This is a genomic window from Pseudoalteromonas sp. FUC4, assembly GCF_008370255.1.
Classification (GTDB): Bacteria; Pseudomonadota; Gammaproteobacteria; order Enterobacterales; family Alteromonadaceae; genus Pseudoalteromonas.
Window position 1 is genome coordinate 366,782 of sequence record NZ_SEUI01000004.1, and the last position, 24,293, is coordinate 391,074.

The 24,293-nt window shown below is 39.4% G+C and carries 18 protein-coding genes, 6 tRNA genes and 1 other RNA gene; 19 read left to right on the forward strand and 6 right to left on the reverse strand.

Annotation, left to right across the window (positions count from 1 at the left end; genetic code table 11):
• Positions 1–227: 227 nt before the first annotated feature.
• From EU510_RS13905 to trmB, 3 genes are all read right to left on the reverse strand, one after another.
• Positions 228–1,832: a sensor histidine kinase gene (locus EU510_RS13905; protein WP_149593979.1), complete on the reverse strand. Its 1,605-nt coding sequence runs from the start codon at positions 1,830–1,832 to the stop codon at positions 228–230.
• A 151-nt stretch (positions 1,833–1,983) separates the two neighbouring features.
• Entirely contained in the window at positions 1,984–3,009 is a 1,026-nt protein-coding gene (locus EU510_RS13910; RefSeq protein ID WP_149593980.1) for a methyltransferase, read from the reverse strand.
• A 66-nt stretch (positions 3,010–3,075) separates the two neighbouring features.
• Positions 3,076–3,801: a tRNA (guanosine(46)-N7)-methyltransferase TrmB gene (gene trmB / locus EU510_RS13915; protein ID WP_149593981.1), complete on the reverse strand. Its 726-nt coding sequence runs from the start codon at positions 3,799–3,801 to the stop codon at positions 3,076–3,078.
• Positions 3,802–3,962: 161 nt separating this feature from the next.
• On the opposite strand from trmB, the gene mutY reads away from it, so the two are divergent.
• Both mutY and EU510_RS13925 read left to right on the forward strand, forming a co-directional pair.
• Positions 3,963–5,024, forward strand: coding sequence for an A/G-specific adenine glycosylase (gene mutY / locus EU510_RS13920; protein WP_149593982.1), 1,062 nt, complete (start codon positions 3,963–3,965; stop codon positions 5,022–5,024).
• 35 nt (positions 5,025–5,059) lie between these two features.
• A complete protein-coding gene (locus EU510_RS13925) occupies positions 5,060–5,332 on the forward strand; it encodes an oxidative damage protection protein (protein WP_149593983.1) in 273 nt (90 codons plus the stop codon).
• A 57-nt stretch (positions 5,333–5,389) separates the two neighbouring features.
• Here the strand turns inward: EU510_RS13925 and EU510_RS13930 are convergent, their stop codons facing one another.
• Complete coding sequence (locus EU510_RS13930; protein WP_149593984.1) at positions 5,390–8,173, reverse strand: hybrid sensor histidine kinase/response regulator; 2,784 nt, start codon at positions 8,171–8,173, stop codon at positions 5,390–5,392.
• A 339-nt stretch (positions 8,174–8,512) separates the two neighbouring features.
• On the opposite strand from EU510_RS13930, the gene EU510_RS13935 reads away from it, so the two are divergent.
• From EU510_RS13935 to EU510_RS13985, 11 genes are all read left to right on the forward strand, one after another.
• Positions 8,513–8,588 (forward strand) — tRNA-Phe (locus EU510_RS13935).
• 71 nt (positions 8,589–8,659) lie between these two features.
• Positions 8,660–8,735, forward strand: a tRNA-Thr gene (locus EU510_RS13940).
• A 55-nt stretch (positions 8,736–8,790) separates the two neighbouring features.
• Positions 8,791–8,866, forward strand: a tRNA-Phe gene (locus EU510_RS13945).
• 57 nt (positions 8,867–8,923) lie between these two features.
• A tRNA-Thr gene (locus EU510_RS13950) sits at positions 8,924–8,999 on the forward strand.
• Positions 9,000–9,050: 51 nt separating this feature from the next.
• Positions 9,051–9,126, forward strand: a tRNA-Phe gene (locus tag EU510_RS13955).
• Positions 9,127–9,228: 102 nt separating this feature from the next.
• Positions 9,229–9,304 (forward strand) — tRNA-Thr (locus EU510_RS13960).
• Between the two features lie 191 nt (positions 9,305–9,495).
• Positions 9,496–10,164, forward strand: coding sequence for an oxygen-insensitive NAD(P)H nitroreductase (nfsB, locus tag EU510_RS13965; RefSeq protein ID WP_149593985.1), 669 nt, complete (start codon positions 9,496–9,498; stop codon positions 10,162–10,164).
• A gap of 56 nt (positions 10,165–10,220) precedes the next feature.
• Positions 10,221–10,853: a putative quinol monooxygenase gene (locus EU510_RS13970; RefSeq protein WP_149593986.1), complete on the forward strand. Its 633-nt coding sequence runs from the start codon at positions 10,221–10,223 to the stop codon at positions 10,851–10,853.
• A gap of 296 nt (positions 10,854–11,149) precedes the next feature.
• Positions 11,150–12,565 (forward strand): efflux transporter outer membrane subunit, encoded by a 1,416-nt coding sequence (locus EU510_RS13975; RefSeq protein ID WP_149593987.1) that lies wholly within the window; start codon positions 11,150–11,152, stop codon positions 12,563–12,565.
• A complete protein-coding gene (locus tag EU510_RS13980; protein ID WP_149593988.1) occupies positions 12,555–13,871 on the forward strand; it encodes an efflux RND transporter periplasmic adaptor subunit in 1,317 nt (438 codons plus the stop codon). Before EU510_RS13975 ends, EU510_RS13980 begins: the two co-directional genes overlap by 11 nt.
• Positions 13,868–16,951 carry an efflux RND transporter permease subunit gene (locus tag EU510_RS13985; RefSeq protein WP_149593989.1) on the forward strand — a complete coding sequence of 1,028 codons (3,084 nt, stop codon included), beginning with the start codon at positions 13,868–13,870 and terminating at the stop codon, positions 16,949–16,951. The genes EU510_RS13980 and EU510_RS13985 overlap by 4 nt, the downstream gene beginning before the upstream one ends.
• A gap of 139 nt (positions 16,952–17,090) precedes the next feature.
• Here EU510_RS13985 and ssrS read toward each other — a convergent pair.
• A non-coding RNA gene (gene ssrS / locus EU510_RS13990) (6S RNA) lies at positions 17,091–17,273 on the reverse strand.
• A gap of 193 nt (positions 17,274–17,466) precedes the next feature.
• Between ssrS and EU510_RS13995 the strand changes: the two genes are divergently transcribed.
• The 4 genes from EU510_RS13995 to EU510_RS14010 are packed head-to-tail and all read left to right on the forward strand — an operon-like array spanning position 17,467 to position 21,756.
• Entirely contained in the window at positions 17,467–18,030 is a 564-nt protein-coding gene (locus EU510_RS13995; RefSeq protein WP_149593990.1) for a UPF0149 family protein, read from the forward strand.
• Between the two features lie 38 nt (positions 18,031–18,068).
• Positions 18,069–19,391, forward strand: coding sequence for a Xaa-Pro aminopeptidase (gene pepP, locus EU510_RS14000; RefSeq protein ID WP_149593991.1), 1,323 nt, complete (start codon positions 18,069–18,071; stop codon positions 19,389–19,391).
• A gap of 14 nt (positions 19,392–19,405) precedes the next feature.
• Complete coding sequence (gene ubiH / locus EU510_RS14005; RefSeq protein WP_149593992.1) at positions 19,406–20,593, forward strand: 2-octaprenyl-6-methoxyphenyl hydroxylase; 1,188 nt, start codon at positions 19,406–19,408, stop codon at positions 20,591–20,593.
• Positions 20,590–21,756, forward strand: coding sequence for an FAD-dependent oxidoreductase (locus tag EU510_RS14010; protein ID WP_149593993.1), 1,167 nt, complete (start codon positions 20,590–20,592; stop codon positions 21,754–21,756). The genes ubiH and EU510_RS14010 overlap by 4 nt, the downstream gene beginning before the upstream one ends.
• 288 nt (positions 21,757–22,044) lie before the next feature.
• On the opposite strand, the gene EU510_RS14015 is transcribed toward EU510_RS14010, so the two are convergent.
• Positions 22,045–23,244, reverse strand: coding sequence for an alpha/beta hydrolase-fold protein (locus EU510_RS14015; RefSeq protein ID WP_149593994.1), 1,200 nt, complete (start codon positions 23,242–23,244; stop codon positions 22,045–22,047).
• A 345-nt stretch (positions 23,245–23,589) separates the two neighbouring features.
• Here EU510_RS14015 and rpsF point away from each other — a divergent pair, with 345 nt between their 5' ends.
• Complete coding sequence (gene rpsF, locus EU510_RS14020) at positions 23,590–23,931, forward strand: 30S ribosomal protein S6 (RefSeq protein WP_149593995.1); 342 nt, start codon at positions 23,590–23,592, stop codon at positions 23,929–23,931.
• A 43-nt stretch (positions 23,932–23,974) separates the two neighbouring features.
• Positions 23,975–24,292, forward strand: coding sequence for a primosomal replication protein N (gene priB, locus EU510_RS14025; protein WP_004588456.1), 318 nt, complete (start codon positions 23,975–23,977; stop codon positions 24,290–24,292).
• Position 24,293 lies beyond the last annotated feature (1 nt).

The following is a 24,293-nucleotide window of genomic DNA, read 5'->3' on the forward strand; positions in this document are numbered from 1 at the left end:
AGGTATTTAAAATAATCAGACTAATTCAAAGCAAAACTATATCACTTTCTAACTTTTCATCAATATATGTGATACAGCAAAGATAAAAAAGTTCATAAATCGCTTGGTAATATTTATTTAAGGTAATTAAATAATGTTACGCGCTTATCACATGCCTCATTAATGAGGTCATTAAATGCTAATTCAAGGATGAATTTTAAATATATGTACTTTTTAGTGATCTTTATTTAAGGAATAGTAATTATAAAGCGAGCACCGTGTTCTTCTTCAAGATCAAACATTACTCTTCCGCCAAGCGCTTGTGTTACTAGGTTATAAACTAAGTGCATCCCTAAGCCACTTGCACCTTGCCCGCGCTTTGAAGTTACAAAGGGGTCAAAAATTCTATTTTTAATGTTTTTATCAACGCCTAGGCCATTGTCAGAATAAACGATTGTTAATTTCTTCCCTACCAGCTCTACGTCAAAGCGAATTTCGTTGTTTTCTTTACCTATAAATCCATGAATTACAGAGTTCATAAGTAACTGTTGAAACACCTGCTGTAGAGGTTCTGACTTACTATGAATGATTAAGTCGTTCGGACAGTTAATAGTAACAATAGGCTTTTTAGACAGTAAATCAGATTGAATTGATGTTAAAACGTCAGTTATTAATGTATGTACATTAATATAGGTATTAACACCGTCGTCTTGGATTACGGCTACTTTTTTAAAGTTGGATATAAGGTCTGCGGCGCGATTTAGGTTACGATAGATTAAATCTAAGTTTTCTATGCCTTCATCTATAAAGCGTTTTAGGTGGCTTGAAGTCAATTTTTTATCATTAAAGCTTTGTTGTATATCTGCTAATTTATCGCGAAGTAAGGTTGAGCCTGTAATCCCAAGCCCTATTGGTGTATTAACTTCATGTGCAACACCTGCCACCATTTGCCCTAAAGACGCCATTTTTTCGTTTTCAACAATTTGTGTTTGATACTGGTGCATTCGCTCAAGGGTTGATAAAAGCTCTTGATTTGCTTCTCTGAGAGCGATTGTTCTCTGGTTTACTTTTTCTTCAAGACTTTGGTTTAGCTGTTTTATTTCCTGTTTATCTTTTTCGTGGCGCTCAAGTTGCCTTTTTGTGCGTGCAAGCATGATATTTAAGCTATTTGAAAGAGCGGTTATTTCTTTTACATCAGTTACTGGCGCTCGCGCATCGTAGTTATGATTTTTAGATACATCTTGCAATAACATACTTAATTGTTCTATCGGTTTAGCTATTCGTCGTTGAACTTTTGCTGCGATAAAGTACACAACTATTAATATTAATAGAGTGAGCAATACATCAATAAATATTTTTTGTTCTATATATACTTCTAAGCTCTCTAGGCTGCCACGCATATAAACATAGCCAATGAGTTTTTCATTATTATAAATAGGGCGAGTTAGCTCTATATGTGCACTCGTAATACGTGGGGTGGCTAGCTCATCTACACTGTCTATTCTCAGTGGAACTGGAGGCGTTTTTTTTGCATTAAAGCTAATAAAAAAAGCAGGTTTTTGAGATGCTTTTTCTATTGAGTAAATATGTATGTTTTTTACAAGAGGAATATTTTCAAAGGACTTGAGGCGTTTCTCTTCAGTTTTTCTATCATCTTCAGCTACTGATTTAGCAGCATCGAAAGCTACAATTTCAGAAAGTATAACGAGTTTATTAATAATTAATTGCTTTTGCTCTTTAACACTCAAGTACGTTGAAATAGAAATAGATAGCGATAAACAAATAGCTGTAATAAGCATAATTAAATTTATGAGTGCTTTACGAATGCTACTTTGATGAACTTTTTTAGGCATTATTTCATTATCGCCTGAATTAATTTTAATTATTTAGAATTTTAGTTTAGCAAAAAAGAAGGAAAGTGAAGGGTAAAAACTAAATTAATTCTTATATTTATTCGAAAGTTAGATTAAGCACGTTTGTGCTTAATCATTGTATAGAGTTAAATTAGCTACTGTACACAGCAAATTTATTGTTCTTAAAAACGGTTTGATAGCTCTCAAATTGCGTTTCCAAAATAGGTGGGTATTTTAAAAAGCTGTTAGCGACGATATTTAGCTTTCCAACTTTAGTTAAATGCTGTTTTGCATTTGCTAAAAATGTTTCTGCTACTGTGTAGTCGGTTGCAATACCAGTATGAAAAGGTGGATTGCTAATAATTAAATCAAATTTACCGGTGATACTTTTAAGGCCGTCGCTTAATATAGCTTCGCCTTTGATGTTGTTAAGCTTTAAAGTTTGCTCTGTTGCATAAGTTGCCAGTGCACTTACATCACTACACACAAACTCAAGAGATGAGTTGTGTAGCCCTAAAAAGGTCGCGATTAAGCCAGCACCACAACCAAAGTCGAGAACCCTACCTTGCTTAATTGTTGGTGCGTTTTCGAGTAGAACTTTCGTTCCTATATCTAAACTACCGTGATTAAACACTCCAGGAATACTGATCGCTGTAAACTCGGTGTCGGCAACATTAACGACAAACTTTTTATGATAAGTCGTAATATCAAAGTGAGGGTGTTTAGAAATTTCAGCAAATGAATAAAGAACGCAATGCTTTGCTGAATCAATTTTGTTACTAAACTCAGCTTTACCCGCTAATTGCTTTTCAATTGATTTAACACCACTTTTGTTTTCACCAACAACTAATAGCTCGGCATCATCAGTAATAGCAGAACGAATATTATCAAGTGCCATTAATAACTCTGGTTTTGATTTAGGGTAGTAAAGAATAACTAAATCGTAGTCGTTACCAGGTATTGTGTGGCTTACATGAATATCAACATTTTTGGTGTTTTTAGCAAACTCCCCGTTAGCATGATTGTAACTAAACGCAGTTATCTTACTTTGCGGGTTCAGTTTTTTAAGCTCTGTTAAAAAGCCATCTTGAACAAAGTTGACCACCAAGATAGATTTGCCCGTTAGTGCCTCGCTATTACGAAGTAACAGTAAACTTGGGTTGGTTAATACGCTCATAAATGGCTTTGCCTTACAGTATGTTGAGTTTTATTAAAAATAAAAGTGAGTGTTTAAAGTTACAAATTACTCAGTGCGTTCAAACATTAAATCCCACACGCCGTGACCTAGGCGATGTCCGCGCTGCTCAAACTTAGTAAGCGGGCGCAAATCTGGACGAGGAACATAATCATTTGTTTCTGATTGGTTTTTAAAACCAGGCGCTACATTCATAACTTCGAGCATATGCTCTGCGTAATTTTCCCAATCTGTTGCCATATGAAAAACACCACCCATTTTAAGTTGGGCTCTTAGCTTTTCAACAAATTCAGTTTGTACAATACGGCGTTTGTGATGACGCTTTTTATGCCAAGGATCTGGGAAAAACAACTGTAGTGTTGTTAAGCTTTCATTAGGTATGCAATCTGCAAGTACTTCAACTGCATCGTGTTCAAAAATGCGTAAGTTGGTAACGCCTGCTTCATCGGCATCCATTAAACAAGCACCAACGCCTGGGCGGTGTACTTCAATACCAATAAAGTTTAGGTGGGGAGCATTTGCTGCCATTTCGACAAGCGACTTACCCATACCAAAACCAATTTCTACTACTACATCGTTGTTGTTGCCAAAAACTTCGCTTAAATCAAGCATACCGTTTTTATGCTCTAGGCCCATTGTTGGCCAGCATTTTTCGATTGCAGCGGCTTGGCCTTTGGTTAATCGACCTTCGCGTTTTACAAAACTACGAATGGTGCGGATGTATTTACCTTCTTGCTTAGCTTGCTCAAGGTTAGTGTTGCTTGATTCACTCATATTATTGGCCTGACAAAAACAATGTGTTTAAAAATGGTTGCATATTATCCCTGACCGAGACCGCAATCACAAGTATTAGCTGGTTTTACACTCCGTATAGCTTGATCTTTTTGTTAACTGCAATAGACTGAGCCGCCATTGGGCATCAGTAAAAGTTAAAAATGTTGGATTTAAATAAAGAACAGTCAGGCTGGTTTTCTAATCAAGTTGTTGATTGGTATCACCTTCATGGGCGTAAAACACTCCCGTGGCAGCTAGGTAAAACACCTTATAAAGTGTGGGTGTCTGAAGTGATGCTGCAGCAAACCCAAGTTATTACTGTTATTCCATACTTTGAAAAGTTTATGCAAAGCTTTCCAGATATTATCGCTTTAGCTGATGCGGATGAAGACTTAGTACTGCATCACTGGACCGGCTTAGGGTATTACGCTCGTGCGCGTAACTTACACAAAACAGCTAAAATAGTGCGTGACAAATACCAAGGTGAGTTTCCGAAAACACTCGATGAAGTAATAGATTTACCAGGAATAGGGCGCTCTACTGCAGGGGCTGTTTTATCATTGTCGCTTGGGCAGCATCACCCTATTTTAGATGGGAACGTGAAGCGAGTTTTAGCGCGCTATTTTATGGTTGAGGGCTGGTACGGCGTTAAAAAAGTCGAAAACCAGCTTTGGCATTTATCAGAGCAGTTAACACCTAAAAATAATGTCACCGAATTTAATCAAGCTATGATGGATTTAGGGTCTAGCGTTTGCTCACGCAGTCGGTTTGATTGCGAGGCTTGCCCATTAAATTCAGGTTGTGGTGCTTTTAATGCAGGTAAAGTAAAAGAGTTTCCACATTCTAAACCTAAAAAAGCAGTACCAAAGAAGAGTTGTCATCAGTTAATTGTTCAGTGCGGCGATAAAGTGCTTATGGAAAAACGCCCTAACAGCGGTATTTGGGGAGGACTATTTGGCTTTTTTGAATTTAATGAGTATAAAGAGCTTGAGGTGTTTTTAGCTCAGCAAGGGTTAGAAGTTGATTTGGAAGAGCTTGAAGCATTTATTCATGTGTTTTCACACTTTGAGCTGACTATTAGCCCGCATGTGCTCAATGTTGAGAAAATACCTGATGTAGTAAATGATAAACAATTGGTCTGGTATCCGCTTGATCAATCAATAGAGGTTGGCTTAGCAGCGCCAACTAAAAAGTTGGTTAAACAAATTACAGCAATAGTATAGAATAGCTCCATATTTAGCGTTAGAGAGAATCAATCATGGCACGTACAGTATTTTGTCAAAAGTTACAAAAAGAAGCCGAAGGGCTTGGCTTTCAGTTATACCCTGGTGAAATTGGTGAAAAGGTTTTTAATAACATCTCTAAAGAAGCTTGGAGCCAGTGGCAACATAAGCAAACAATGCTTATTAACGAAAAGCATTTGAATATGATGGATCCAGAGCATCGCACGTTTTTAGAAGAACAAATGGTTGGTTTTTTGTTTGAAGACAAAGATGTAGAAATTGAAGGTTATCGACCGCCTGAAAAGTAATTTTTAGACATAAAAAAGGGCTGATTAGCCCTTTTTTATGTCTAAAGCATAGTTATATTAATCTGCAAGTTCATCTTCTTGCTGTGCTTGGGCTGTTCTAACTTGTTCTTTTAAAAATTGAGCTGCCTTGGAGTATTCAATTTCTAACTTATCTCTTAAGTCTATTAATTCATCGGTTGTGAGATCACCTTCTTTACATTTATCTTCAAATGCACTTGAAAGATCGGCCACCGTTTGGGCACCAATGGTTTTGGAGATAGATTTTAATTGGTGACAGCCTTCAATAATCTCATCTAAATCGTTAACCATTACCCCTGAGTTAATACTCTTAATTAAGCTTTGGCTTTGTTCTAAATACATTTTGAAAAAGCGGATTTGCTTAGCGTCATCACCATTTATGTATTTAGCAACTGCTTCCATATCAATAGGTAGCGCAGTTGCTTGGTGAATAATCACATTTTGATTTTGGCTTTGCTTATCGCTCCAACGTTTTAGAGTGTCTTCTAATGCGTTTAGCTCTATGGGTTTGGTAATGAAGTCGTTAATACCTACCGCTAAACAACGTTCTTTTTCGCCTTTAAGCGCATTTGCTGTTACAGCAATAATGTAAGGCTGTGCATCAATAGACTCTAATAGCTCAGCTTCATTACGAATTTTTTCAACCATATCGTAACCTGACATTTTAGGCATGTGTAAGTCGGTTAAAATAAGCGAATAATCACCTTTTCTCCACATATCTAAGCCTTCTTCACCGTTGTTGGCTATTTCAACGCCAAAGCCTAGTATGTGTAGTTGATCGGTCAGCACTTGCTGGTTTAGGAGGTTATCTTCAACCAGTAAAATCAATTTATTTGATTTACGAGCCTGCTCAACATTTAAATAGTTATTAAGTGTTTTGGTTTTTTTAATTTGCTTAGGAGTATGCAGCCCAGCAGCCACCAAAATAGACAGCATAAAGTTAGATTTACATAAAGGAGAAGCATTAATATAAAAAATATTTTTATGATTTATAGCTGCTTCATCAAGCTTGCTTAGTACAACAACTTGTTGGTTATAATCTTCTAATGAATAAAATAAACGTCTTAGCAGCGCGTTTGTTTTATCCATATTGTCTATGCCATCAGCCACCCAAATAATATCTTGCGCATGCTGATATTCTTCAGCTTCTTCTTCAGTATGTACATAAGTAATTTTAGCGCCCATAAAAGATAAGTAGCGGTACATTACTTTTTCACGTTCTAGATGATTACTAACTACAATAATCCTCTTACCATTTAATGCACCTTTGTGTGCGTACTTAATTTTTCCCGATGTACTAAATGGTAATTCAACAGTAAATTCACTGCCAATTCCTGTATGGCTAGTTACATGAATAGTCCCTAGCATAAGCTCAGTTAAGCTTTTACAAATAGAAAGACCTAAACCTGTCCCTCCGTATTCGCGGGTAATCGAGTTTTCGGCTTGAATAAACGGATTAAATATTTCGCGTAGTTGTGCCTGCGACATGCCTTTACCGTTATCAGTTACGCAAAAGCGTAAAGTAAAGTGATCGGTAGTATTATGTACCACCTCTACTGATATTTTTACATGGCCTTGAGTTTTTTCATCAGTGCTCGTAAATTTAATTGCGTTGCTACATAGGTTATACAGAACCTGACGTACACGTACGCTATCACCGGTAAGATTTATAGGAATGTCTGGTGCTATTGCTAGCTCTAAATCAAGCTCACGTTTTTTAGCAACAGAGGAAAGTACTCGAGCAACTTCTTCAATAGTATCGGTTACCGAAAACGGGATAGGGTCAATATTTAGTTTTCCAGCCTCAATTTTAGAAAAGTCTAAAATATCATCCAAAATGCTCAATAGCGAGAATGCTGATTCACGAATAATCGTACTTAAGCGATGCTGGGCGCCATCAAGCTCGGTCTGGCGCAGTAAATCAATAGTCCCTATAACGCCGTTCATTGGCGTTCTTATTTCATGACTCATTGTTGCTAGGAAGGTTGTTTTAGTTTCGCTTGCTCGCTCAGCTTTTAATGTGGCTTGCTCAAGCGCTAAAGTACGATTTTGTACTTCGCCTTCTAGACTATTTTGTAATTTATAAAGTTCTTTTTGTGCAGCATCACTCTCACTCATTGCACTTTGTACTTTTTGCAATAATAGATTGATGTGTTTTGCAACTACACCTAGGCCAATATCGAGTTGCTCGTCAACATTACTATTGTAATTAGCATCGTCGGTGATTGCCTGCAGCTCTTGCGTAAGAGTGTCAGTGCTTTTACGTAAGCGAATATTAATGTACATATTAAACATTAAAGTAAGTATAAATAATGCAGCAACACACGCTATAGCAATTATATAAGCAATTACTTGAGAATCTTGAGTGCTTAAAGGTGTGGAAGGTAAATTTTGCTTAATGATAAGCTCGCCAATTGGCTGATCGTTCAGCAGTAGTAAGTGATGCAGGATACCTTCTTCAACTAAGTGCTTTTCAGTTTTAACAGAAGCGATGGCTGGTTTACTGCTGCTATATACCAACTGAGTATCTGATGTAGCATTGAAGCGATATAAAGTATATTCAAAGTCATTATCTAATAAATGTGTTAAATCGAGTAACTGCTTTACTTTACCTTGACCGTACATAGTTAATGCATCAACCATAGGCAAATCTAATCTATCGGCGAGCGTTACTATATTAACCGGCGGTTTGGATTGAGCTGTGCTAACTTGAGTTTGCGCGTAGAATGAATGGGCAACAATTGCAAGTGCTGTTACAGCAATATTAATGCTCAAAAAAAGAGGCAGTAGGCCTTTTACCGGTGAAGAGAATTTACTCTGCATTTAACGTTCCCTGGTTGGTATATTTAAATACAATAAGTCTTTATTGTATTATTGCAGTAATCGTAACATTTACGAAAAATAATTCACTACGTTTTTAGTCTGATTTAGTTATATTTATTCATAGTTATAGTCTGATTTGTGGTAAAAATGAACGTTATTAATAAAAAACGCACTGAGTTGCTTGAAAACCGTTCAAACAGTTATAAAGAATAAAAAAAAAGTTGACTTGTAAGGGCAAAACTCGTTTAATACGCCGCACGCCCAGATAGCTCAGTCGATAGAGATGAGTGGGAATTGCATTGAAAACCCTTTAAGGTTTTTAATTAGCACTGTTAAAGTGCCTCGATAGCTCAGTCGGTAGAGCAGAGGATTGAAAATCCTCGTGTCCGTGGTTCGATTCCGCGTCGAGGCACCATTTATTAAAGTAGTGGTGTTTAATAAAAAGTTTAAACATTATTACGCGTGCCTTAGCACACAGTTTTGTGTGCCGACTTAGCTCAGCTGGTAGAGCAACTGACTTGTAATCAGTAGGTCAACCGTTCGACTCGGTTAGTCGGCACCATTTATAAAGCTAAAAGTTAAATAATTATTTTACTTTTAGTTAGCACAGTTTATGTGCCTCGATAGCTCAGTCGGTAGAGCAGAGGATTGAAAATCCTCGTGTCCGTGGTTCGATTCCGCGTCGAGGCACCATTTACTATAAGTTCTCAATCTTTAAAATTGAACGTGCCTTAGCACACAGTTTTGTGTGCCGACTTAGCTCAGCTGGTAGAGCAACTGACTTGTAATCAGTAGGTCAACCGTTCGACTCGGTTAGTCGGCACCATTTTTAAAACTAGAGTTAAATATTTTTATCTTTAGTTAGCACAGTTTATGTGCCTCGATAGCTCAGTCGGTAGAGCAGAGGATTGAAAATCCTCGTGTCCGTGGTTCGATTCCGCGTCGAGGCACCATTTATTTTAAAGCCTTGCTTATGCAAGGTTTTTCTATTTTAAGTGCTTTATAAAAGTTCTCAATCTTTAAAATTGAACGTGCCTTAGCACACAGTTTTGTGTGCCGACTTAGCTCAGCTGGTAGAGCAACTGACTTGTAATCAGTAGGTCAACCGTTCGACTCGGTTAGTCGGCACCATTTATTTAAAAGCCTCGCTTATAGCGGGGCTTTTTTGTATCTGGAATTTATTCAACGTCATTATGGATAAAATGTTCCATATTAATTGGATTGTTTCTCTCTTTTTCTATTGCCGTATTTTGCGCACAATTATCTCATCGAAAAGCAAATACCTTTGCTTATATGTTTTCAACCTGAGATAGGGGAAGTTTATGACTCAAGATATTACCCATTACGCAAAAAATAGACAGTCAGCTAAAGCGTACAATCCAACTAAAAAGATCTCTGCTGACAATATTGAAAAAATTAAAGAGTTACTTAGATTTAGCCCTTCAAGTGTTAACTCACAACCTTGGCATTTTATACTCGCGTCTAGTGACGAGGCTAAAGCCAAAATAGCTAAATCAACAGAGCGTTTATTTCCATTTAATAAAAAGTCAATTTTAGATGCATCACATGTACTCGTGTTTGCTAGTAAGTTAGATATTGAACAAGACTATTTATTACGTGTTTTAAAGCAAGAAGAAAAAGATGGCCGTTTTGTAGCAGATCCAGTCGTATTTAAAGATCGCATGCTTGTTGGCCGTAACATGTTTATTAACTTGCACAAACAAGATTTTAAAGATGTTCAGCATTGGATGGATAAGCAAGTTTATTTAAACCTAGGCGCATTTTTACTGGGTGTATCTACCTTAGGAATTGATGCAACGCCAATGGAAGGAATTGAAGTTAGCGTACTTGATGAAGAATTTGGTTTACGCGAAAAGGGTTATTCAAGCTTAGTTGTTGTGCCTTTGGGATATAGCGATGATAAAAATGACTTTAATGCCACTCTTCCAAAGTCACGTTTAGAGTATTCAGAAATTTTAACTGAAGTTTAATTTTTACTTACTGCATTGGTTTAACTGATGCATCGCTAATCTCTTTGGAGCTAATTATGATCACGCAAATAGTTAAATTTAATATTAAAGATGAATACATCAATCAATTCAAAGCACTGCTTGAAGATGATAAGCAAGGCGCTAAAGCCGAAACTGGCTTACTAGAAATGCGCTTATATCAAGATAAAAACACATCGGGTGTATTTTTTGCTTATGAGCGTTTTGAAGATCAAAATGCAGTTGATTACCATGGCGCTCAAGGGTATACACAAGCTTTATTACAAGTGTTACCAGAAATTAGCCAATCAGCACCAGAGGTTATGCTTCTTGAAAACACTGCTCCCGCACCACTTCACGAAAGTAATCCAAAAGCTATAAGCCCAGAAGACGATGTGTTTATTTTATTTTTTATATTTAAAATTAAGCCAAGTTTTAAAGATCAGTTAATAAAACGTTTTGAAACGCATGTAGAGCATACTCGTAGCCAAGAGTCGGGTAATCTAGTGTTTGACTTATATAGCATTGAAAACAACAACGACACATTAGTTGTATACGAACATTGGCGAAATGAGTCGGCCCTTTGGGATATTCACTTTAATCAGCCGTACGCGCTAGAAACAGCAAAACTATTAGAGCAAGCTGTTATTGGTGATATGAAACAGTACATGAGCTTTGTTACTGAAATTTAAGCTTCTTTCAATTCGCTATAATACTGTCTTGTTAGTGACCTATTTTATTATTGCGTCAATAGGTTGCTAATTTAATACAGTGTGTACAACTTCCCACCTAGCAAATGTTATGCGTTATGACATTTGCTTTTTAATATTTAAACCTGAACAAACCCTCATTTTTACCGTATAACTGGCTATTATGTTAATTCATCGCTAGCTATGTAATGCTATGTAATGTTATGTAAAGTAGGTTGAGCAAAATTTGTCAAAGTGCTTGAATTAACCTCATAAATAGCAGTAATTCAGGTTTAATTATGATTTGGCAATGCAAGCCAACCCTATTGGCAATTAGTGTGATGCTGCTTAGCGGCTGTGCGAGTGATTTAAACCCGTCGCAGCGCATGCAAGCGCCCAATAATATGCCACAGCAATGGCAACAAGAGGCATCAAGCTCGGCATTAAAAGTGCAAGAGCAATGGCTTACACAATTACAAAACCCTACGCTTAATAAATTTGTACAACAGGCACTTAAAAATAACCAACAGCTTTTACAAACTAGCTACGATGTAGAAATTCAAAAACAGCAATTAATTGTATCTGGTGCAGCTCTTTGGCCTAGTCTCGATTTATCGACCCGTACAAGCCGCAGTAAAGACAATCGCCCTGTAAGTTATAATAACGCGAGCTCTGTAAGTTTAGATTTAACGTACGAAGTTGATTTATGGGGTAAGCTTACTGATTCAAAACGCGAAGCTAATCTTAATTACTTAGCGCAGCAGGCAAGGTTTGAGCAAGCTAAGCAGCAGCTTGTGGCTGATGTAGTAACAGGTTGGTTTGATGTGGTTAGTGCACAGCAACTGCTCGATTTATTTAAACGCCGAGAAGAAAACTCACAACAAAACCTCGATATTATTGAATCGGGCTACCGCCAAGGCATAAACGAAGCACTCGATGTATATTTAGCCCGCAATGAGCTTAATAATGAGCGCTCTCGCATAGCAACGCAAACAGCGAGTCTATCGGCTTCAGCTCGAATACTTGAACGTTTGCTTGGCGAATACCCTAAAGGCGCTATTTCTGCTAGTAGTGACTTGCCAGTTATTAATACTGAGATCCCACTTGGCTTACCTTCAGAGCTTATAACGCGTAAACCTACGTTGCGTGCCAGTTGGTATGAATTATTGGCTGCCGATGCTTCACTTGCGTATGCGCACAAACAACGCTTTCCAAGTTTAAATTTAACAGCTAGCTTAAGTGATAGCACCGACAGAGTAAGCGACTTGTTTTCTCCATCAAGCCTTGCATGGTCGTTATTAGGTAGTATTTCGGCGCCACTTTTTGAAGGCGGACGCTTAAAAGCGAACGAAGAAATAGCGCGCCTTAATATCCAAAAGCAAGAGCAACTTTATTTGCAAACGCTTTACGATGCATTTGGTGATGTAGAAAATGCAATTTCGCAGCAGCAGTCTCTTAAAGCACAATATAGCAGTACTCTTGAAGCGCAAGAAAACGCGCTTGCAGCAGAGCAGCTTTCGTTTGAGCAGTATCAAAGTGGCTTGGTTACCTACACCACAGTGCTTGACGCGCAAGCCAGATCTTTTGATGCGCAAAGCTCCTTAATCGAAATTAAAAATCAATTAATAGCAAATAGAATTAACTTACACGTTGCCCTTGGTGGTGATTTTGCAAAACCCTCAAGCGAACTAAAGAGCAATAACGATGAAAACTAAAACAGCAAAAATTATTATTCCAGCGGTGGTTATTGTTGCCACTATTTTAATTGTTATGTTTATTAGGGGTAATCCACCAGAAGCTAAACGTTTTGGAACGCCGCCTAAGGCTTCTATAAGCGTGGCTGCATTGGAGCTTAAACCACAAAATTACCAAGTGATGATAGACAGCTACGGTACGGTAAAACCGCGAACGCAAAGTTTGTTAGTCGCTCAAGCATCAGGACAAATAATTGAAGTAAGTGATGAGTTTAGAGAAGGCGGCTTTTTTGGAAAGGGCGATGTACTTTTAAAGCTCGACGATAGAGATCATCAAGCTGAAGTTAAATCTGCACAAGCTAATTTATTAACCGCAGAGCAAGGCTTACTAGAAGAAAAAGCACGTGGGCAGCAAGCTATTACAGATTGGAAGCGCCTTGGCGGCGAAAATCAGGCGAGTAGCTTAGTACTACGTGAGCCACAGTTAGCAGCCGCAGAAGCTGAGGTTTTATCGGCGCAAGCCACACTTGAAAAAGCCATGTTAGATTTAGAGCGCACTGAAGTAACCGCGCCATATGCTGGACGCATCCTCAGCCGTAGTGTCGATTTAGGTCAAGTCGTTAGTGATAATATGCAGCTTGCCACCATTTACGCAATCGACAGTGTAGAAATTCGCTTACCAATTAAAAATAAAGATCTTCCGTTTGTAAATTTACCTGAGCAATATCGCGATGGTGCTAAAAACCAAGCAGGATCTGTAGTTGAGTTTTCATCTGACTTAGTTGGTGAACAAATTTGGCAAGGGCAGTTAGCACGTACCGAAGGTGCTATAGATGAAGGCGCACAACAGCTTTACGTCGTCGCTAAAATTAACGACCCATACAAAGCAACTGCGAATAACCAATACCCGATAAAAATAGGCCAATATATTAAAGCGCAAATTACAGGTAAAACAGTACCTGATGCGTTAATTATTCCTAACAGTACTATTTACCAAGGCACGTACGTTTATATTGTTGAAGGCGATGTACTTAAGCGCAAAGACATTACACTTGCTTGGCAAAATGCCACACAAGCTATGATAAAAACGGGATTAAATGCCAATGATAAACTGGTTATTACTCCACTTGGGCAAGTAAGTTCTGGAACTCAGGTAAGTATTTTAGGTGAGCAAAGCACAGAGCGAACTAAAGGGGAAAGTGCGCAGGGGCAAGGCAGAGGAAAACGCATGTCACGAGAGCAGCTTGAGGAAAAAGCAAAAGAATTAGGTATTAGTGTTGATGAGCTAAAAAAACGTCGCGCAGCAAAGCAAGGAGATAAGCCATGATAGCTTGGTTTGCCAAAAACCATGTTGCTGCTAACTTACTGCTAGTAACGTTGTTACTGTCGGGACTTTTTAGTTTATCGACTAAAATACCGCTTGAGGTATTTCCATCATTCGAAACCGACATGATAAGCGTAAATGTGAGTTTGCGCGGTTCAACACCAGAAGATGTGGAACAAGGCGTAACGATTCGAATAGAAGAAGCCGTTCAAGATTTAGAGGGGATAAAGCAAATATTTAGTCGCTCTTCTGAGGGCTCAGGCTCTGTAACAATTGAAGTAGAAAGCGGCTACGATCCTCGTGAGCTACTTGCTGATATAAAAAGCCGAGTAGATGCAATTAATACCTTCCCTGCGGATGCAGAAAAGCCAATTGTGGCACTTGCAGAGCGAATTCGTGAAGTAATAGCCGTTACAGTCTCGAGTGACTACGGCGAAAAAGAAACACGTGAGTACGCAGAAACAGTTCGCGATGAAATTCTACGCTTACCTAATGTAACGCAGGTAGAGCTAAGTGGCGTACGCGATTACGAAATTGCCATAGAGGTAAGCCAAGACGTTCTTCGCCAGTATGATTTAAGCCTTGCACAAATATCGAGTGCTATTGCTAACTCAAGCTCTGACATTTCTGCAGGTAACTTAAAAACAGAAGGCGGGGACGTACTTATAAGCTCTAAAGGGCAAGCGTACCGTAAAGATGAATTTGCTAGCATAGTTGTTAAAAATCAAGCCGATGGCACTATTATTCGTTTAGGCGACATAGCAATAATTAAAGATGACTTTGAAGAGACCCCTGTACGCACTCGCTTTAATGGTAAACAAGCTGCATTTATCGACGTATATAGAATTGGTCCACAAAGCGCTATTACAGTAGCTGACGATGTTAAAAACTATATAAAAGAGCAGCAAAGCTCGCTTCCTCAAGGATTCGAACTTAGTTACTGGGATGATGATTCAGAACTTGTTAAAAGCCGTATTTCTACCCTTACTACCAATGCTTTACAAGGCGGTATTTTGGTACTAGCTTTATTGACTTTATTTTTACGCCCTGCAATTGCATTTTGGGTGTTTATTGGTATTCCGGTTTCGTTTATGGGCGCGTTTATAGCGATGCCTATATTTGGCGTAACACTTAATATAATGAGCTTATTCGGTTTTATATTGGTATTGGGCATCGTGGTGGACGACGCCATTGTAACCGGCGAAAACGTCTATACGCATTTAAAAACAGCTAAATCGGGCGAACAAGCCGCTATTTTAGGTACTCAAGAAGTAGCAACACCAGTAACATTTGGTGTATTAACCACTGTTGCTGCATTTCTACCTTTGGCTTTTATTGAAGGGGCGCGTGGTGCCTTGTTTGCACAAATACCGGTAGTAGTTATTCCGGTATTACTGTTTTCATTAATTGAATCTAAATTTGTACTACCAGCGCATTTAAAATATATAAAACTGCGCCACGAAAAAGGTGAACCTTCAAAGCTTGATGTTCTTCAACAGCGTTTTGCAGATGGATTTGAAAACGCGATTTTAAAATACTATCAACCGACTTTAAATTTAGCACTGCGTCATAAATTGGCATCGGTAAGCTTGTTCATAGGTATATTTGTAATAATTTTAACTATGATCACCAGTGGTTGGACAAAGTTTGTATTTTTCCCACGTATCCCAAGCGAAACGATAAAAGTAGAGCTTACGTTGCCTACCGGCACTCCGTTTGAAGTGACTAATAAATATGTGATTGATATGTCGAAAAAAGCGCAGCAATTACAAGAAAAATATCGTGATGCCGATACGGGCGAAAGTGTTATTTTAAATATCTTAGCAACAACTGGCGGGCGAGGAGGTGTTTCTAATTCAGGCTCTGTGCGCTTTGAAATTACACCTGCTGAAAAGCGTGAATCAGACATAGGTTCTAGTGAACTTGCAAGTGAGTGGCGTGATTTAATTGGTGTCATTCCAGGCGCCGAAAGCTTAACGTTTAGAGCCGAAATTGGCCGAAGTTCAGACCCAATTGATGTTCAGCTTAGCGGTACTTCGTTGACTATTTTACAAGATGTGGCTGAGCACATTAAAACCCGTTTATCGACCTATCCAACTGTATTTGATATTGCCGATAGTATGTCTGACGGTAAAGAAGAGTTACAAATAGAGCTTACGCAACAAGGTTTAGCGCTAGGCTTAAACAGAGTAAATGTAGCAGGGCAAGTACGTAACTCGTTTTTTGGCTCAGAAGTACAGAGAATTCAGCGAGGCAGGGATGACGTACGTGTAATGGTACGCCTACCTATTGAAGAGCGTCGCTCAGTTGCTGACTTACAAAACATACTTATTAATACACCTACCGGTGGCTCTGTGCCATTGTCGCATGTGGCAACACTTACTGCAGGGCAAAGCCCATCGACTATTAATCGAATTGATCGTTACCGTACTTTAAATGTAACGGCTGATATCGAAAAAAATAACACTAACATGACTATCCTGCAGGCTGATTTATCTGAGTACCTTGATGGACTAATGCAGCAATACCCTGGAGTAGATTACAAACTAGAAGGCGAAGCTAAAGAGCAACGCGAGTCGTTTGGCTCATTAGCGTGGGCACTCGTATTTGTGTTTTTCATAATTTATGCATTATTAGCAATACCGCTTAAATCTTACTTACAGCCAATTATAGTCATGAGTGTAATTCCATTTGGTATGATAGGTGCTGTAGTAGGGCATTGGATTATGGGTATGGACTTAACCATTATGAGTTTACTAGGTATGCTTGCGCTAACCGGTGTGGTAGTAAATGACTCACTTGTACTGGTCGACTTTATTAATAAAAAGCGCAGTGAAGGCGGTAAAGTTCTCGATGCTATAAAGCTTGCAGGTGCATCACGTTTTCGCCCAGTAATGCTAACCAGCTTAACAACCTTCATTGGTTTAATGCCGCTATTATTTGAAAAAGCGACTCAGGCGCAGTTTTTAATCCCAATGGCGGTAAGTCTAGGGTTTGGTATTATTTTTGCGACCTTTATTACTTTATTGTTAGTACCAATAAATTACATGCTAATGGAGCGTTTTCAAGGTTGGTTTAAATAGGTCATTATTAAAAGCGTTCAAGGAAGCTGTGAGTAAGAAATTGCTTGCAGCTTTTTTTTGCCAAAAATTATAAAAATAATGTACGAAGGTGTAGCAAAAAAAATGAATAAGTAATAAGAGGGAGTATAAAAATAAGAAGGTGTTCCCCAAGATACGGTACCCGGTTTCAGTCCTGAAACCAGAAGGTTTCAGGGCGGAAATCTGCGGTCTACCGTAGGCTTCTCGGTACATGCCGAGCTTGCACAATAGTAGACGAACAAAAATCCTGGTATAAAATTTATCGGCTCAGGGACTTAACCAAGCTCCGGTACCCCAGGGAACAATTTAAGTATATAAGACATAATCCAATCCTTAAACCCTAAACGTAAAAAATTAAACCGTTCGCTTAGTTTTCCCACAGCTTTAACTCATCATTTACTTTATCGCATGGTTTTTGAGCTTGATCATACAATTAATTGGAGTTGCTTTTTATCGAGTGGTAGCATTGGTTTAACTAGCAAAGTGAAGATATAAACATGAGCGATTTACCAGATTACGAAAAAGCCCAGCTGCTTTTAGAAAAAAATGAAATTTTTGTATCACCTGCAGAAGCCCACGGCGTTATTAGTGGCTTATTAGCATGTGGGTTGAGTATTGACGATAAAGAATACTTAGGCTTATTAAGCGACGTATTTAACGATGGTGAATCGTTTAGTAACGATTTAAAGCAATTTTTTGGCACTATTTATAAACAAGTAGTTGCAAGCTTTAACGATGAAGCCTTTGCGTTTGATTTATTTTTACCAAGTGATGACGAAACACTCATCGATCAGGCAAATGGCCTCGTATCATGGGTTGCAGGCTTTATGCTTGGCTTTGGTTTAAAGCAAAAAGATTACGGTAAGTTATCGGCAGATGTTAAAGAGGTTATTAGTGATTTTAGCGAAATCACTCGTCTAGATACCACCTTTGAAGAAACCGAAGAAGACAGTAATGCGCTTCATGAAGTGATTGAGTACGTGCGTGTGTCGGCACTACTGTGTTTTGCAGAGTTAGGTAAAGAGCAAAAAGCACAAACAACTAAAAAAACTCTGCATTAGACATTCACTTTTAAAACAGCAAAACGGGTTGGTAAATAATGGTTGAAATAGATAAGTCAGAATTTAAAGCACGTCGCGAGCGCTTACTTGCACAAATGGATGCAAACAGTGTGGCAATTATTCCTGCCGCCAGTGAAGTAACCCGCAGCCGCGACACTGAATATGCTTTTAGACAAGATAGCGACTTTTTTTACTTAACCGGTTTTAATGAACCCGATGCTGTTTTAGTGCTTAGTAATAACAGCGATATACCTAGTACGCTCTTTTGTCTTGATAAAGATAAACTAGCCGAAATTTGGCATGGCCGCAGAATAGGTTTTGATAAAGCTAAAAGCGACTACTTGTTTGATGAAGCTTACCCGCTAAGTGAGTTAAACGATAAGCTAGTAACTATGCTAACTGAAAAAGATGCAATTTATTTTGCACAAGGCGCTTATCCTTCATTTGATACTAAAGTGTTTTCGTTACTAGGTACGCTTAGAAGTGGTGCGCGAAAAGGCCTTAAAGCACCGGGTACTTTAAAAGAAATACGTGGCCTTATTCATGAGATGCGTTTGTTTAAATCGCCAAGCGAAGTAAATGTTATGCGTGAAGGCTGTGAAATTAGTGCCCGCGGACACATGCGCGCTATGCGCTATTCACATGTTGGGGCTACTGAATTTCAGCTAGAGGCAGAGCTGCATCATCATTATGCAATGAACGGTGCACCACACCCAGCTTACGGAACTATTGTTGGTAGTGGCGATAACGCTAATATTTTGCACTACACACAAAATAGTGATGTGCTCAAAGACGGCGACCTAGTATTAATTGACTCTGGTTGTGAGCTACAAGGCTACGCAGCTGATATTACGCGTACTTTTCCCGTAAATGGACAATTTAGCGAGCCGCAAGCCGCGCTTTATAACATTGTACTTAAGGCGCAAGAAGTGGCTTTTGAAGAGGTTAAACCCGGTGGGTTTATGTCGCACGCTAATAAACGTGCAATGGAAGTAATGACTCAAGGTTTAATCGAACTCGGTATTTTAACCGGCGACTTTGATGAATTAATGGCAAAAGGAGCGTGCAAAGAATACTACATGCACGGGCTCGGGCATTGGCTTGGTTTAGATGTTCACGATGTAGGTGATTACAAACAAAATAATGTTGAACGCGCATTTGAGCCGGGTATGGTACTCACTATAGAGCCAGGGCTTTATATAAGCGAAGATTCAAACGCACCGCAGCAATACAAAGGTATAGGTATTCGTATTGAAGATAACTTACTTGTCACTGAGTCGGGGCACGAAAACTTAACTCAAAGCGTACCTAAAACCATAAACGATATAGAAGCACTTATGCAAAGCGCTAAAAGCGCATAAGCTTGGAGAGTAAAGTGGCTAAGCAGTTTGATGTTGTAGTTATTGGGGGCGGGCTTGCAGGAGCTAGTTGCGCGCTAAGTATTGCTAAAACAAACCCTTCACTCACTATTGCGGTAGTAGAAGCAAATCAAGTAACGGGTGATTACCACCCAAGCTTTGACGACAGAAGCATAGCGCTTGCTCAGCAATCGGTTGAGTATTTACAGCGCTTAAATTTGTTTGATAAAACCGCATCGTATACTGCGGCAATAAAAAAAGTAAGCGTGTCGGATCGCGGTCACTTTGGTAAAGCACATATTAGTTGCGACGAGTTTGCTAAGCCTTCATTAGGTTATGTAGTTGAAGTAAACCCGTTTGGCCGAGCACTCTATCAGCGGTTAACACAGGCGAGTATCTCACTTTATTGCCCCGACAGCGTAAGCACCATTAAGCAAAGCCTAAACAGTAACGAGCTTACTTTACAAAGCGGCGAGCAATTAAATACCAAGCTACTTGTTATTGCCGATGGTACACACTCTCCAACCCGAAAATTACTCGGTTTACGCTTTAACACTCAGCCCTATGAGCAAGGCGCTATTATAGCCAATGTTGAAGTAGCAGGGGGGCATAACAACCATGCCTACGAGCGGTTTACTGAGCACGGGCCTATGGCGCTTTTACCAATGAGCAATAACCGTTACTCGTTAGTGTGGTGTATGACAAAGCAGCAAGTTGAGCAGTATACTGCCTTAAACGAAAGCGACTTTTTAAATGCCCTACAACGTGCATTTGGTTACCGAGCAGGGCAATTTACAAAAGTGGGCACACGCACAAGCTACCCACTGGTTTATGGGCAAGCAGAATCATTAACGGCGCATCGCACAGTAGTAATTGGTAACGCCGCACATGCTATTCACCCTATTGCAGGGCAGGGCTTTAATTTAGGCCTGCGTGATGTACAAGTACTTAGTGATTTAATAGCAACAAGTAAAAACGAGTTAGGCTGTTATGCGTTTACCCGTGAGTATTCACAAAAGCGCAGTAGCGATATAAATACTGTAATGACATTAACCGATGCACTGGTTAGGCTTTTTTCAAACTCGTCACGGGTATTGGCGCTTGGGCGCAGCATTGGGCTTTTCTCAATGGATTTATTTCCCGCATTAAAAGCACCCTTGGCAAAGCAGCTAATGGGGCAAGTTAAACAAGGTACACGTTTATGAAGCAAGCACAGGTTTGTATAGTGGGTGGTGGCTGCGTAGGCTTAACCCTCGCCTTAGGGCTGGCAAAAGCCAATGTAAGTGTTGTGGTGTTAGATGCCGGGCCAAAACAAGCGCCCCCAACTGATGAATACGCCTTGCGCGTAAGTGCGTTGAGCATAGCAAGCCAAACCTTGTTTGAACAATTAAACGTGTGGCCACACATAATGGCAGAGCGAGCGTGTGCCTATACGCATATGGACGTACGCGACGCCGACAGCTTTGGTAAAATAGCCTTTAACAACGAGCAACTTGAACTAGAACATTTAGGTCACATTGTTGAAAATGATATTATTCGCTATGCACTTATAAAGCAGCTTGAGCAACAACCAAGTGCCACTCTTATGTTTGATACTTCTTATCAACAAATACACCAAAGCGAATCTGATGTGTTTATTACTCTAAAAAGTGGCGAGCCAATTATAGCTAAATTGCTGGTGGCGGCTGATGGTGCAAACTCGGCTATTCGTAAGCAATTTAACATGGCGCTTAGCTTTAAAGATTACGACCATCATGCGCTAGTTGCGACTGTTAAAACTAAGGAGCCGCACGCAAATACCGCGCGCCAAGTGTTCTTACCAACTGGCCCTTTGGCATTTTTACCACTAAGCGATGCCAACACGCATTCAATAGTATGGTCTACCAGCCCAAACCACTGTGATGAACTCCTTGCAATGGACGACACCGCCTTTAATAAAGCGGTAATGGCTGCCATAGATGGCCAATGCGGCCTGTGTGAAGTGCAAAGTAAACGCGCAGCATTTCCACTTAAAATGCGCTACGCCCAGCAATGGGTTAACGGTAAAGTAATGTTAATGGGCGATGCAGCTCATACCATTCACCCTCTTGCAGGGCTGGGTATGAACTTAGGCCTAAAAGACGCCGCTTATTTAATTGAGCTGTTAAGCAACGAAACTAAAGAGTTTGCAAGCACCCGTACACTTCGCGATTACGAGCGCACCCGCAAGCTCGACGCGCAAAAGCACATAGCCATGATGCAAGGGCTCAAAGAGTTATTTGCAGGTACAAACCCGGTTAAAAAACTTATACGTGGAGTCGGGCTAACACTCGTTGATAATCTAGGTCCAATCAAGCACTTGTTCGCCAAAGAAGCGATAGGCAAATAACGTAGGTTGGATAGAGCGAAGCGAAACCCAACGAGAAAAGCAGTAGTTTTAGCTGCTAACTTTAAGCTTTCAGTAAGAGAAAAACCGATGTGTAATTTAAACATCGGTTTTTTGTTTTTAAGTAGTTTAAAACAGATTAAAAACTGCGCTTTCACGCGAATAAGCTTGGCGTCTACATGCAAAGTTTAACACTGAGCTTAATTTCACCTGTAGGCGTTTAGCTTGCTAACGCGACGAGCATAGCTCGTAATTACTATCGTTAGTCAAAAGCGCTTTGCGTTAAATCAATTATAAATTCTCTTGCGCTTCATTCACCATATCTTGTAGCGCATCAACTAACATTGGGTCTCGCGAGTTTTGTTTAGCAAGCTCTAGTGCGTGTTTCATACTGGTAACGGCTTCTTTAAACTGCTTATCAGCAGTGTACCCTTGCGATAATCGCATGTGGGAGTAAGCAGCATTAGGATAATCGCTAGTAAAGTGTTTAAGCGTAGTTATCGCTTTTTTAGTGTTGCCAAATTTTTGCTGGCTATGCGCAAATTCTACGTATACATCTTGTGGGATTTTAAGCTCAAATCCGTATTTATCACTCAGTGCTTGGTAGTAACCGGTAATAAGCGATACATCAGCAAATCTTCCGTGCTCGTCAGTCACTTTAAATATTAGGTCGTCAAATAGGTTAATTAGGCTATCGCTAAGTGCTGGTAGTATGGTGCCCATGTGACTAAAAGTAGGGTAATGCTTATATTCCCATTTTAGCTGCGTAGGCATTTGCTGTTCTAAATTTACTAAAGTATTTAAAACACCTGTATAAAAGCGTGCCCCTTCACTTGCTACACTAATAAATAACGATTGGCTGCCTTTGGGGTTTTTAGTGTATTTGATAATATTGTTTTTTAACTCTTCATCACTCCACCAACTATTTGGACTTATAGCTATGTAGTTGTTAAATAACTTAGGCTGATTAACTAAGGTATAAAGCGCTAATGTACCAGCATTAGAGTGACCAATTAAGGTGCTGTAGCCGTTAGTTGAGTAGTTGCTATTTATGTAGGGCATTAGTTCGTCTGACACAAACTTTAAAAAATTGTCGGTTTGTCCTGCGTCAGGCCATTTGTTTTTAACAAAAGTTTGAAACTCTGTTTTAGGCTCGCCTTCTACTGCTGGTAAATAATCACGAACACGGTTAGTTGTATCAATACCAACGAGCATTGCGTTAGGTATCTGCTCGTAATCAACAAGGGATTTTATAACTCCAGACGCTGTATGAAAGTGCTCAACACCATCTAGCAAATAAATAACATAAAGCGGCTGATCATCTTTTACAGTGTCAGGTATGAAAATTTTGATAGGCCTGTCTTCGTTAAGTACTTTTGATTGTAGAATGATTTTTTTACCAACGGTTATGTCGGTTGTAGAGGTGTCAGCGTAGCTTAAAAAAGGTGTACTAAAAGTAAGTGTTAATACAAGTGATAGTAAGAGGTTCATAAATATCCTTATTTAATAATGTATTGCTTAATAATTACACGCCTTTAGGTTTGAGTAAATGTTTATATTTTAGGTGAAAGCGTAAAGTTTAAGTAATTAAAAGCTGCGCTTTTCAAGCGATCAAGTTTGGCGCCTACTTATAGGCGTGCAGCTTGCTGGTGCGATGAGGGAAGCTCATAATAATTACCTTTAAATACTTATCTATAAAAGCTTAAAAAACCTGCTTGCTTAATTATCCATCTAAGCGTAAAATGCGCGCTCATTTCGGCTTTTAAACTATTAATTCCTTGCCTTAAACCGACCGGCCGAAACGGTAGAAGGCTCTATTAACCGTAAGGAATATCCATGCGTCATTACGAAATCGTATTCATGGTTCACCCTGATCAGAGTGAGCAAGTAACTGGTATGATCGAACGTTATACTGGTTCTATCACTGAAGCTGGTGGTACTATCCACCGTCTTGAAGACTGGGGCCGCCGTCAACTGGCTTACCCAATCAACAAGCTTCATAAAGCTCATTATGTTCTTATGAACGTTGAAGCACCTACTGAAGTAATCAGCGAGCTAGAAACTACTTTCCGCTACAACGATGCAGTGCTTCGTAACTTAGTTATCCGCACTAAAACTGCTGAAACTGAAGCGTCTCCTCTTGCAAGAGAAGAGAAGAAAGAAGCACCAGCTGCTTAATTGTTTTGAGTCCTAGCATGGCACGTAGTCAGCAGTTAGTGTAATGGTTAGCCCATATATGAATCAGCTGGTTATATCTGGGGTAGTTTGTAAAACGCCCAAGTTTAGCCAAAGCCCTGCAGGCATCCCGCATTGTATTTTTGTTGTAGAACATAAATCGATGCAAACCGAAGCAGACCTTAACCGTAATAGTTATGTGAGGCTTCAGGTGGTTGCTAGTGGAAAGCAAATGCAACAACAGACTCAACATTTGCACGTTGGGCAGGCATTGCAAGTGAGTGGTTTTTTAAATCGCCACGAAGGTCGTAACGGCCTTAGCCAATTGGTTTTGCATGCTCAGCATATAGAAAGAATTATTTGAG